The organism is Mediterranea massiliensis (assembly GCF_900128475.1).
Taxonomy (GTDB): domain Bacteria; phylum Bacteroidota; class Bacteroidia; order Bacteroidales; family Bacteroidaceae; genus Bacteroides; species Bacteroides massiliensis_E.
On record NZ_LT635836.1, the window covers coordinates 254,562 to 267,411 of the forward strand.

Here is a 12,850-nt window from a genome sequence, read left to right on the forward strand (position 1 = left end):
GAATTAGAAAAAGGAAGTAAATGCAACGTCATCCCGGCCTCGAGCCGGGATCTATTGCCTTACCAGCAACAGGCAAAATATGGATACCGCATCAAGTGCGGAATGACAATAGATTAGTACTTTTTGTTATAGCCCCTCACGGATTAATCATCTTCCGTCTCAGCGCTACTGTTCACCAGCCTATATACATCGTTATTCTCACCCACTACCCATACGACATCGTCGACCATGAAACGCTCATGAGGATCAGGGGCATGAAGGGTTTCATCGCCACGCTCCACCCCTACAATCAGGCAATGGTACTGCTCCCGAATGCCTGCTTCACGAAGCGTCAGCCCGAGGAAGGGAGAATCGTCGTCTATCTTAAACTGACGGAGAATCATTTCGCTCTTCTCTACCACATCCGTATCGAGTGCAGCCGCCTGCTCCATGTCTTTACTGAAAGCCACCAGTTCCTCGTCTGTAGCAATCACCTGAATCTTGTCCTGTGGAAACAGACGCACATCGGCACCAGGAATGTTGAAACGCCGCCTGCCACGCAGGATGGAGACGACATGCACTCCATACTTGCTGCCGAACTTCAACTCCCCTAACGTCCGACCGGCCCAATCAGCCTCGGCGGGTATCACATAATCCGTCAAGTGCAGGTCGCGCGGCAACAGACGGCCGGCATATTCAGGTTTTTTCTCACCCATATACTCTGCCCGCATGTCACGATAGCGCAGGTTCTGAAAGAAAGTGCGTTCTATCAGGATGGACTGTTTCTTCAGTTGGCGTGATATAATCATCAATACCAGCAACAAAGCCGCCACACCAAACACCAAACCGATGGACAGCTTAAACAATCCGCCGATGACAAACATCACGAAACCTGCAGCTACCAGAATGCGCAATACAACAGTGGCCACCAGCGGAGCACGGTTGGAACGGCTTTCTTTCCACAAAGTCGTAAATTCGACTGAATGGTTCTTCTTAATCATGATGGCACGCAGGAAGGGAGAAATGCAGAGAATGATGATGACGGCGGCTGTCAGTGAGCCCCAGATACCCGGCAGAGCTTCACGCAGCAGAGGTACCAGCAGGCGGAAAGCAATCGCCACGACAGCCACACTGACAATGGAATAGACCACCGTAATGCGGACCAGCGCAATGATCAGCTTCTTCCACAAGCTCTCATGATTTACCGTGTGAGAACCGTTGGCATAACGGTCGAGCCACATGTGCCAGCGCTTGGGCAGATGGCTGTCCACGAAGTTGGAAGCAGGTTCTGCCAGCCGGATCATATAAGGAGTAAGGAAAGTGGTAATGACCGACACCGCCACAACGATTGGATACAGAAAATCGCTCGTAACCTTGAGCGACACGCCCAGCGAAGCGATGATGAAGGCAAACTCACCGATCTGTGTCAGGCTGAAGCCACACTGCATGGCCATCTTCAACGGCTGCCCTGAAAGCAATACGCCCAAGGTACCGAAAACGGCCTGCCCCACAATGACAGCCAGCGTGATGACAAGAATAGGAACGGCATATTGGACAATCATGCCGGGATCGACCATCATGCCTACCGACACGAAAAACACGGCACCAAACAGGTCCTTGACCGGGTTGACCAACCGTTCGATGGACTCGGCCTCAGCCGTTTCTGCCAAAATGGAACCCATGATAAAGGCACCGAAGGCAGGCGAAAATCCCGTCTGCGAAGCAATGACCACCATGGCAAAGCAAAGCCCCAGCGAGACAATCAGCAACGTTTCGTCGCTCATCAGCTTACGGCAACGCTTCAACAAACCCGGAATGAGGTAGATGCCCACTACGAACCACAATACCAGGAAGAACATCAGCTTCAGAATGCTCTCCATCATCTCAGCTCCCTCGAAATTGTGACTGGCGGCCATCGTCGAAAGCATCACCATCAGGACGATGGCCAGGATATCTTCCAGAATCAGCACACTGAGCACCAAGCCTGCAAACTGCTTCTTGCGCAAGCCCATGTCATCGAAAGCCTTGTATATAATAGTGGTGGACGACATGGCAATCATACCGCCCAAAAAGAGGCAATCCATCCGTTTCCATCCGAAACCCGAACCAACGGCCATACCCAGCAAAATCATGCAGAAAATGATGGTACAGGCAGCAATGATGGCCGCCCCGCCCACCTTGGCAATCTTCTTGATGCTGAAGTCGAGTCCCAGCGAAAAAAGCAGGAAGATAACACCAATATCGGCCCACGTCTGGATGTTGGCAGTATCCATTACCGAAGGCGTGTATTGCATGTGCGGACTGGCCAGAAAGCCCGCCACGACATACCCCAGCACCAAGGGTTGTTTGAGTTTCTTAAACAGCAGCGTCATCAGCCCCGCGCAAACCAATATCAGGGCCAGGTCGCTGATCAATGTAGCCAAATGTGACATAATACGTGTTTTTATTCCGTTTCTGCAGACAAAAGTACAGATAAAAACGGAGAAAGCAAACATCTTATACCATTAAAGCTACTACTTAATTTACGACACGAAAAATGTGACAATCAGACTGCAGCCTTCCATACTTCCAAGGGACTTTTACAACGTAAAAGGAGAACTTGCCCGCTTAAATTAATTGCGGAAATATTTCTCTATTCGGCAAGAATTCGCTTTCTTTGTAGCATGTTTTAAAGTATAACCTACGATTAAATAAATAAAGTTATGAAGATTTCACACATTGAGCATCTGGGCATTGCCGTAAAGAGCATTGAAGAAGCCCTGCCGTATTACGAGAACGTATTGGGTCTGAAGTGTTACAACATCGAGACTGTCGAGGACCAGAAAGTGAAAACGGCCTTTCTGAAAGTGGGTGAAGTAAAAATCGAACTGCTGGAACCGACTTCACCGGACAGCACCATTGCCAAATTTATCGAAAAGAACAACGGTAACGGCGGTATGCACCACCTGGCATTCGCCATCGAAGACGGCGTGGCCAACGCGCTGGCATCGGCCGAAGCCGCCGGCATCCGCCTGATAGACAAGGCTCCGCGTAAAGGTGCCGAAGGACTGCACATCGCTTTCCTGCACCCGAAATCCACGCTGGGCGTACTGACAGAACTTTGCGAGAAACCGGAATAAAAGAGTGACGAGCTACACAGGCTGCAAATGACGAGTAAGTTTTATACAACCGTTGAGACTTGCAGCTTGCTGCCCGCAACTTGTAACTAACCCAAAATCATACATTACTAAAATTCTAATAACGATGAGCAATCAATTAGAGAAGATTAAAGAGCTGATCGACCGTCGCGCCGTAGCGCGTCAGGGAGGTGGCGAAAAGGCTATTGCCAAGCAACATGATAAAGGTAAATATACAGCCCGTGAGCGTATAGCTATGCTGCTGGACGAAGGCAGCTTCGAGGAAATGGACATGTTCGTGGAACACCGTTGCACCAACTTCGGCATGGAGAAGAAGCACTACCCCGGCGACGGCGTAGTAACCGGTTGCGGCACCATCGAAGGCCGCCTGGTGTATATCTTCGCGCAGGACTTCACGGTATCGGCCGGCTCGCTGTCCGAGACCATGTCTCTGAAAATCTGCCACATCATGGACAAGGCCATGAAGATGGGCGCACCGGTCATCGGATTGAACGACTCGGGCGGCGCACGCATCCAGGAAGGTATCAACGCCTTGGCCGGCTACGCTGAAATCTTCCAGCGCAACATCCTGGCTTCGGGCGTCATCCCGCAAATCTCCGGTATCTTCGGCCCCTGTGCCGGCGGTGCCGTTTACTCTCCCGCCCTGACCGACTTCACACTGATGATGGAAGGTACATCTTATATGTTCCTTACCGGTCCGAAGGTAGTAAAGACCGTGACGGGCGAAGACGTGAGCCAGGAAAACCTGGGCGGAGCCAGCGTACACTCCACCAAATCGGGTGTAACACACTTCACAGCCGCTACGGAAGAAGAAGCCCTGGCCCTGATACGCAAGCTGTTGAGCTACATTCCGCAGAACAACCTGGAGGAACCGCCTTACATTGACTGCACCGACCCCATCGACCGTCTGGAGGACTCGCTGAACGAGATAATCCCCGACAGCCCCAACAAGCCTTACGATATGTATGAGGTCATCGGCGCCATCGTGGACAACGGCGAGTTCCTGGAAATCCAAAAGGACTATGCCAAGAACATCATCATCGGCTTCGCCCGCTTCAACGGCCAGTCGGTGGGCATCGTGGCCAACCAGCCGAAGTACCTGGCCGGTGTACTGGACAGCAACGCTTCACGCAAAGGCGCACGCTTCGTCCGCTTCTGCGACGCCTTCAACATTCCTATCGTTTCACTGGTTGACGTACCGGGCTTCCTGCCGGGCACAGGCCAGGAATACAACGGTGTCATCCTGCACGGAGCCAAGTTGCTTTACGCCTACGGCGAAGCCACCGTGCCCAAGGTAACCGTCACCCTGCGCAAATCCTACGGCGGTTCGCACATCGTGATGAGTTGCAAGCAGCTGCGCGGCGACATGAACTACGCTTGGCCTACGGCCGAAATCGCCGTGATGGGCGGTGCGGGCGCCGTAGAGGTACTATACGCCAAGGAAGCCAAAGAGCATGAAAATCCGGCCGAATTCCTGGCAGAGAAGGAAGCCGAATACACCAAGCTGTTCGCCAACCCGTACAATGCGGCCAAGTATGGCTACATCGATGATGTCATCGAACCGCGCAACACGCGCTTCCGCATCATCCGTGCCCTGCAGCAACTGCAGACCAAGAAGCTGACGAACCCGGCCAAGAAGCACGGCAACATTCCTCTCTAATTCCTAACTTATAAAGAACATTACAATGAGAAAAGTGAACATAGGAATATTCTTTTCATTGCTGCTGACGTTGGGGATTTGCTCCTCATGCGGAGTCGAAGGGGAAAGCAAGTTGATACTGAACGAAGTGCTGGTAGACAACGAGACCAATTTCCAGGACGACTACGGCGTACAAAGCGCGTGGATAGAAATATTCAACCAGTCATACGGCTCGGCCGACTTGGCAGGATGCTACCTGAAGCACTCCAGCCAGCCCGGCGACACGGCCGTGTATTTCATTCCCAAAGGCGACGTGCTGACCAAAATCGCACCGCGCCAGCACGCCTTGTTCTGGGCGGACAACAAACCCAACCGCGGTACCTTCCACACCAATTTCCTGTTGGATAAAGAAAGTTCCAACTGGATAGGCCTGTATGATTCCGGGAAGAAACTGCTGGACGAGATCACCGTCCCTGCCGGTTTGCTGAAAGCCGACCAATCGTATGCCCGTGTGGACGATGCTTCCGCCAATTGGGAAGTGAAAGACGAGTCACCCGAAAAATACGTTACGCCCAGCACCAACAACAAGACGCTGGACAAGAACGTGAAGATGGAGAAATTCGAGCAACACGACAGCATAGGCATCGGTATGGCTATCACAGCCATGCTGGTGGTATTCGTGGGCCTCATCTTGCTCTACGTTTCCTTCCGCTTTATCGGCAAGGCCTCGGTAGCCATGAGCCGGAAGAGAGCCATGGCCGCCAAAGGCATTACGGACAAGGCAGAAGCCAAGGAGAAAGAACTCGGCCAGGCTCCGGGCGAAGTATTCGCCGCCATCTCCATGGCCCTGCACGAGATGCAGAGCGACGTACACGACGTGGAGGAGACCGTACTGACCATCACCCGCGTGAAACGCAGCTACTCGCCGTGGAGCTCGAAGATATATACCCTGCGCGAGACACCGCATAAAAAGTAACATCACCCTTAACAGACTGAACAATGAAAGAATATAAATACAAAATCAATGGCAACCCCTACAAAGTAGTCATTGGAGACATTGAAGGCAACATTGCCCACGTTGAAGTGAACGGCACCCACTACCAGGTAGAAATGGAGAAGGCGCCTCAACCCAAAACAACCGTCATCAAGCCCGTCGTAAGACAAGCCGCCACCACACCGGCCGCACCGACCACGCAAGTGGTGAAACCCGCCGCCGCCTCTGCCGGCAAGTCGGGCGTGAAGTCACCGCTGCCCGGTGTCATCCTTGAAATCAAGGTGAACGTCGGTGATACGGTGAAGAAAGGCCAGACTATCATCATCCTGGAAGCCATGAAGATGGAAAACAACATCAACTCCGACCGTGACGGAAAGGTGACCGCCATCAATGTAAACAAAGGGGACTCTGTTCTCGAAGGTACTGACCTCGTAATCATCGAATAATATGGGAGAATTTATAGATTTTATTGGAAACAACCTTGCCGACTTCTGGACCTATACTGGTTTTGCGAATGCCACAGCGGGACACCTCATCATGATTTTGGTGGGTCTGTTCTTCATCTACCTGGCCGTCGCCAAGGAGTTCGAACCGATGCTGCTTATCCCCATCGGCTTCGGTATCCTGGTCGGCAACATACCTTTCAACATGGAGGCCGGACTGCAGGTCGGCATCTATGAACAAGGCTCTGTACTCAACATTTTGTATCAAGGCGTGACATCCGGCTGGTATCCGCCGCTCATTTTCCTGGGCATCGGTGCCATGACGGACTTCTCGGCGCTGATTTCCAATCCGAAGCTGATGCTGATCGGCGCAGCTGCCCAGTTTGGTATCTTCGGAGCTTACATGATTGCGTTGGCCATCGGGTTCGACCCCATGCAAGCCGGTGCCATCGGTATTATCGGTGGTGCAGACGGTCCTACGGCTATCTTCCTGTCGTCTAAGCTGGCTCCTAACCTGATGGGTGCCATCGCCGTATCAGCCTACTCTTACATGGCACTGGTGCCGGTTATCCAGCCCCCCGTCATGCGTCTGCTGACCACAAAGCACGAACGTCTGATCCGCATGAAACCGCCTCGTGTAGTTTCTCACACGGAGAAAGTGATGTTCCCCATCATCGGTTTGTTATTGACATGCTTCCTGGTACCATCCGGTCTGCCTTTGCTGGGTATGCTGTTCTTCGGAAATCTGTTGAAAGAAAGTGGTGTGACCCGCCGTCTGGCCAATACAGCCAGCGGCCCGCTGATTGATACCATCACCATTTTGTTGGGTCTGACAGTAGGTGCCTCTACACAAGCGTCTGAATTCCTGACAACCGACTCTTTGTGGATTTTCGGACTCGGTGCGGCATCATTCTTTATAGCCACCGCTTCAGGCGTACTCTTCGTGAAGTTCTTCAACCTCTTCCTGAAGAAAGGCAACAAAATCAACCCGCTTATCGGTAACGCCGGTGTATCAGCCGTACCCGACTCAGCCCGTATCTCACAGATTGTCGGCCTGGAATATGACCCGACCAACTATCTGCTGATGCACGCCATGGGTCCCAACGTTGCAGGCGTCATCGGTTCGGCTGTAGCCGCCGGTATCTTGCTGGGCTTCCTGATGTAAAGCAACTCATTCCAATCGATAGAAAAGAGGATGCGTCATACGATGCATCCTCTTTTTGTTTCTATGATTGTTAATCAAACTCAAAATATCTACGAGAAAATCACAATTCTACGATTTTTAAGTATATTCGTAGCATAAAACATTTAAAGATATTCCTATGGTAAAGCAAATCCTTTTTTTCTGCCTGCTGTGCATGGGGTTGACAGCGGCAAAAGCGCAAACAAACGCCTATAATGACATCCGGGAAGCCATGAACAACTACGACTACGAAAAGGCCCTCCTGCTGATAGACAAGGAAGTACCCTCCACGACCCTACTCTATCAGAAAGGCAAAGCCCTGAAAGAACTGGGACGGGACAAAGAGGCCCTCACCGTATTCGAACAACTCACCCGACAAGATTCACTGAATCCACGAGCCTACATTGAAACCGCTGAATGCTACAAGTCACTGGGCAAGTTTCAGCCGGCCCTGCAATGCTATGGACGGGTGATTGAGCTGAATCCTCAAAACAAATATGCCCGTATCCAATACATCGGCCAGCTGCTGAACCTTCATAAATACCAAGAAGCATTGGGTGAAAGTAGCGCCCTGGCCGAACAGGACAGCTCGGCCACTGTGCTCCATCTGAAGGCCCAAAGTATGGAAGGACTCTACTCAGACCCCAACATCCAGATAGGCGCCTATCTGGAGATACACGACCGCTATCCGGATGACTACCTGGCAGCCTCGAAGCTGGCCAGTCTCTACATCCGAAGCAATTACTACGACTACGCCATCGAAACCTGCGAGAACTACCGGAAAACGGACACAACCAACGCAACCGTCAACCGACTGGAGGCCCAGGCCTACTGCCTGAACCAGCAATATGAAAAGGCATTGGAACGGTACAGCCCTCTGTTGGCCCAAGGAGACAGTTCGTTTTACAACTGCTACTACGCAGGCATCAGCCACTATGCCTTGAACCAGCCCTACGAAGCCCATGACTTGCTGGAAGCTGCCCGCAAGTTGGCACCCGAACATGTGGACGTACTCTATTTCCTAGGAAAAACTTGCTCCAAGACACTTTGGAAAGACAAAGGAGTAGAATATCTGGAGGAAGCCATCCGTTTCTCCTTACCAAAAGACAGCGTCATGGCAAAGCTTTACGGAGGACTGGCCGACTGCTGTAGAGAGGCTGCCGAACCCCGCAAACAGATAGCAGCCCTGATGCAGCAATACAAATATGACCCGAAAGCCCACTACGTGCTCTACAAAGCAGCCTTCACATCCTACTATCACCTGAAAGACCTACAGGCAACCGAAAAATATCTGGAAGCCTACCTCAAAACCCGCCCCGAAGGAAGCAAAAACCAACCGCAGGAGATGACGAAAGATGGAGACGTCGTCTACAACGAAAACAACCGCTACGATTCCGCCGAAGCCTGGCTGGAAAAGCTGAAGAAGAATAAGAAAGTGGAAGATTTCTTCCAAGGGAAAACGGTTATAAAGACAAACAAGACAACCGACAAGTAACAAGAAAGCAAACGTTTGCATAATATAAAAGAAAGTGACTGGCGGAGAGACATCGGGTTTCTCCGCCAATTGTTTTATCTTAGCCACACGAAAACAACCGTAAAATTACTATCATGAAAAAGAAAGTTTTTTCACTCCTCGGAACCATGCTGCTGTCACTCACAGCCTATGCAGCACCCCACATCAACAAAATTGACCCACCCTTCTGGTATACAGGCATGCAGAACCCCGAGCTGCAGCTGATGGTCTATGGCGAAGGCATCGGCGACGCACGGGTAGCGGTGGACTATCCCGGCGTATCGGTGAGCAGCATCGTAAAACTGGAAAGCAACAACTACCTGCTGGTATACCTGAACCTGGACAAAGATGTGAAGCCCGGCAAGATGCAACTCACCTTCAGCCAGGGCAAGAAACAGACCATACAAGAATATGAGCTGAAAGCACGCGCCATGAAAGGCTGCGAGCACAAAGGGTTCGACGCTTCGGACGCCCTCTACCTGCTGATGCCCGACCGTTTTGCCAACGGCAATCCGGACAACGACCAAGTGGAAGGCATGCTCGATGCCAAAGTGGACCGCAACGATCCGAATGCCCGCCACGGTGGCGACCTGGCCGGCATTGAGCAACATCTGGACTACTTCACCGATCTGGGCGTGACGGCCCTGTGGTTCACCCCCGTACTGGAAAACAACATGCAGGGCGGCAGCTACCACGGCTATGCCACGACAGACTACTACAAGGTAGACCCCCGCTTCGGCACCAACGAAGAATACCGCCAACTGATATCCAAGGCACACCAACGTGGCATCAAAATTGTGATGGACATGATTTTCAACCATTGCGGCGTAGACCATGCATGGATCAAAGACATGCCTTCGAAGGACTGGTTCAATAACTCCGATTATCAGAACAACTTTGTGCAGACATCCTTCAAACTGACTTCACACGTTGACCCCTATACTTCCCAGTACGACTTCAACCAGATGAACGACGGCTGGTTTGTTCCCACCATGCCCGACCTCAACCAGAAGAACCCGCATGTACTGAGATACCTCATCCAAAACAGTTTCTGGTGGATTGAATACGCCAACATCGACGGTATCCGCATGGACACCTACCCCTATGCTGACTACGACAGCATGAGCCAATGGATGAAGGAACTAAACGAAGAATACCCCAATTACAACACCGTGGGTGAAACATGGGTTACCGAACCCGCCTATACCGCGTGGTGGCAGAAAGACTCCAAACTCTCGGCTCCGAAGAACAGCAATTTGAAAACTGTGATGGACTTCAGCTTCTTCGATAAGATAAATATCGCCAAGAACGAACAAACTGAAACCTGGTTCAAGGGACTGGATCGCGTATATAACAATTTCGTCTATGATTTCCTCTACCCCAACCCTGCCAGTGTGCTGGCTTTCATCGAAAACCACGACACTGACCGTTTCCTGGGTGAAGGGCAGAACCTGGCCATGCTTAAGCAAGCCACTACCCTATTGCTCACCACACGCCGTATCCCACAGCTGTACTACGGTACGGAAATCATGATGAACGGTGTGAAGACCAAGAGTGACGGCTACGTACGTTGCGACTTCCCCGGCGGATGGGCAAACGACAAGCAGAATGCTTTCACCGCCGAAGGACGCACCGATCTGCAAAATGAGTGCTACAATTTCTACAAGACTATCTTGAACTGGCGTAAAGGTAACGACGTCATCGCCAAAGGCAGTATGACACAATTCATGGTACAGCACGGAGTCTATGCCTACGCCCGCCAGTATGAAGGCAAGACTGTATTCGTCATGCTGAACGGTACGGACAGCGAAACTACCCTGCCGCTAAAATTCTATAAGGAAATCCTGAAGGATGCGAAACAAGGTAAAGACATTCTGACAGGCCGCACCATCAGCTTCTCCGAAGACCTGAAGATGGCGCCGCGCGAATCGCTGGTCATCGAACTGTAAAAGAAGCCCCCGTTACATGTAAGGAGGACGTTCCAACAAAAGTTTTCGAACGTCCTCCTTCCTTGTTCTATCCGTAGTCACTCCATAATGCGCAACACTACATTCTTCCGTTCAATTGTGAAGAAATACAAAAAACGACAAATTCCTATCCACTCAATCGAACAAAATTTCCTCATTCTGTGTGTTTAGAAAGCAGAAACTAAAACCCAGACAAGGAGGATGACCCAATTTACAAAACTATTTTCCATGGCTGCCTGTTGCATGCTGCTATGGACTGCCTGCAACGAAACCGACGAGTACACCACTATCGGCAACGAAAATTCTTTTCATTTGTTTTGTTCCAAATCGGCATGGGACTCGAATACCCGTGCCGTGACGGACGAAACTGGCCTCGGAAACTTTTCGGAGAATGACCGCATCGAAGTAAGAATTACTTCCGGACAGGCTTCTACCGTCCGTGATATGGAATACAGCAACGGGCAATGGACTCCCACGCTGAACCGCAGCGACTACGGACAAGAAGCGTTGTCACTGTCCGCACTCTTTCCCGTCCTGCCGACCGACGGCAATGATGATGCCGCTCGCTACCTCAGCCTGCCGACAGACCAGAACAGTATAGACTATTACGAAACGGCTGACATACTTTTCGGACAAACGGAGGTATCTGCCGGGCAGTCATCGGCCACCCTATCATTCGGACATGCCCTACACCGCTTGTGCATCAACCTGAAAGGTACTATCCCCGCCGACCTCCAAATCGAAGTCCGCAGCCGCACGGAAGGCGTCATTTCCCTAATAAATGGTACCGTTATACCGAACGATAACCATACCATAAACTGGATAACCCCATTGAAGCAAAACGCCACTACCTATACGGCTATTATCCTGCCCCAGGATGCCTCTGTCTATCATGGTACAGAAGGTTTGCTCCGCCTGACCAGTAGTGGAAAAAGCGTCGTATATCCGCTCAACGCAAGCATACAGAATTTTCTGCCCGGCATGCAGACCCAGCTGAACCTGACTTTGAAACCCGGAGAAGAAGTGGACCTGGACTTCTGTAACCAGAAATTCTGGGTATATGGCATCAGTTCACCTGTATTTCCCGGAAAAGAAAACATCAAAACCTACCCGGTATGGGCAAGTGAATTTGCGGAAGGAGAATGGTTGCGTTATGATTATGAGAAAATTGATTTACCCAACGAGGTGAACTACCTGACATGGAAAGAAGGCTGTGGCTGGTTCGACTGCAACAAGACCTTCAACTACGACGGAGACGGACAAATGTGCTGGGCAGCAACTGCCTCCAACCTGATACACTGGTGGCTGGATCGCAACCGTCCATACGTCGAAGCCTACGAAAAGAAGTATGGCGGTGAACCTTGCCCCAAGGGATACAGGAAAATGACCAAACAAGACCAGCAACACAGCGACGTATTCAACTTTTTCAAACAATGTTACCCCAATCTCGGAAGTTGGGAAACAGGAGGTGTGAATTGGTTCATAAACGGTGACAAAACGAACCTCAACTACAGCTATAACGAAACATTTCCCGGATACTTCCATGAAGTGTTTTCCAAAGATACACCTGTCGCAAAAGAAACCAAGAATACCTCCAAAAAGAATTTCAACCAATGGATAAAGGACGCTTTCCGCAAAAACAATGCCATCGGTTTCTCTGTCTATGGATTTACAGGCCCTAACGGCCGACTTCATGCCATGACCATTTGGGGAGCAGAATTCGACCAGGAAGGAAACGTAGCCTTTATATACTTCTGCGACAATAACCAAAGCGAGGATGAGCCTAATCATGGCTCACTCAGGAGGTACAAGGTAGTCTATACGGATTCAGACATTCAAGGCACTTACATCATGCCATTGGACTATAATGACGGAACGCTACCCTCCATCAAGTCCCCAGTCTGCTCCGTCACCCAAGTAGACCTGCGACAGGACATCTGGCAGACTGCCTTTCCCGAAATAGATACAAAAACCAGAATGAATAAATAATAAAAA

The 12,850-nt window shown here is 50.9% G+C and carries 9 protein-coding genes; 8 read left to right on the top strand and 1 reads right to left on the bottom strand.

Annotation, left to right across the window (positions count from 1 at the left end; genetic code table 11):
- Positions 1 to 143 precede the first annotated feature (143 nt).
- Positions 144 to 2,411: a monovalent cation:proton antiporter family protein gene (locus BQ7483_RS05770; protein WP_072545200.1), complete on the bottom strand. Its 2,268-nt coding sequence runs from the start codon at positions 2,409 to 2,411 to the stop codon at positions 144 to 146.
- Between the two features lie 270 nt (positions 2,412 to 2,681).
- On the opposite strand from BQ7483_RS05770, the gene mce reads away from it, so the two are divergent.
- The 8 genes from mce (at position 2,682) to BQ7483_RS05810 (ending at position 12,844) form a co-directional block, all read left to right on the top strand.
- Positions 2,682 to 3,098, top strand: coding sequence for a methylmalonyl-CoA epimerase (gene mce / locus BQ7483_RS05775; RefSeq protein ID WP_022021850.1), 417 nt, complete (start codon positions 2,682 to 2,684; stop codon positions 3,096 to 3,098).
- A gap of 124 nt (positions 3,099 to 3,222) precedes the next feature.
- Entirely contained in the window at positions 3,223 to 4,776 is a 1,554-nt protein-coding gene (locus tag BQ7483_RS05780) for an acyl-CoA carboxylase subunit beta (protein WP_072545201.1), read from the top strand.
- Between the two features lie 25 nt (positions 4,777 to 4,801).
- Positions 4,802 to 5,731: an OadG family transporter subunit gene (locus BQ7483_RS05785; RefSeq protein WP_021847719.1), complete on the top strand. Its 930-nt coding sequence runs from the start codon at positions 4,802 to 4,804 to the stop codon at positions 5,729 to 5,731.
- A 23-nt stretch (positions 5,732 to 5,754) separates the two neighbouring features.
- Positions 5,755 to 6,195 (top strand): biotin/lipoyl-containing protein, encoded by a 441-nt coding sequence (locus BQ7483_RS05790; protein WP_072545202.1) that lies wholly within the window; start codon positions 5,755 to 5,757, stop codon positions 6,193 to 6,195.
- 1 nt (position 6,196) lies between these two features.
- Positions 6,197 to 7,357, top strand: coding sequence for a sodium ion-translocating decarboxylase subunit beta (locus tag BQ7483_RS05795; protein WP_021847721.1), 1,161 nt, complete (start codon positions 6,197 to 6,199; stop codon positions 7,355 to 7,357).
- A gap of 157 nt (positions 7,358 to 7,514) precedes the next feature.
- Entirely contained in the window at positions 7,515 to 8,870 is a 1,356-nt protein-coding gene (locus BQ7483_RS05800; RefSeq protein ID WP_072545203.1) for a tetratricopeptide repeat protein, read from the top strand.
- Positions 8,871 to 8,983: 113 nt separating this feature from the next.
- Entirely contained in the window at positions 8,984 to 10,837 is a 1,854-nt protein-coding gene (locus BQ7483_RS05805) for a glycoside hydrolase family 13 protein (protein ID WP_072545204.1), read from the top strand.
- A gap of 246 nt (positions 10,838 to 11,083) precedes the next feature.
- Positions 11,084 to 12,844 carry a fimbrillin family protein gene (locus tag BQ7483_RS05810; RefSeq protein ID WP_235847310.1) on the top strand — a complete coding sequence of 587 codons (1,761 nt, stop codon included), beginning with the start codon at positions 11,084 to 11,086 and terminating at the stop codon, positions 12,842 to 12,844.
- Positions 12,845 to 12,850 lie beyond the last annotated feature (6 nt).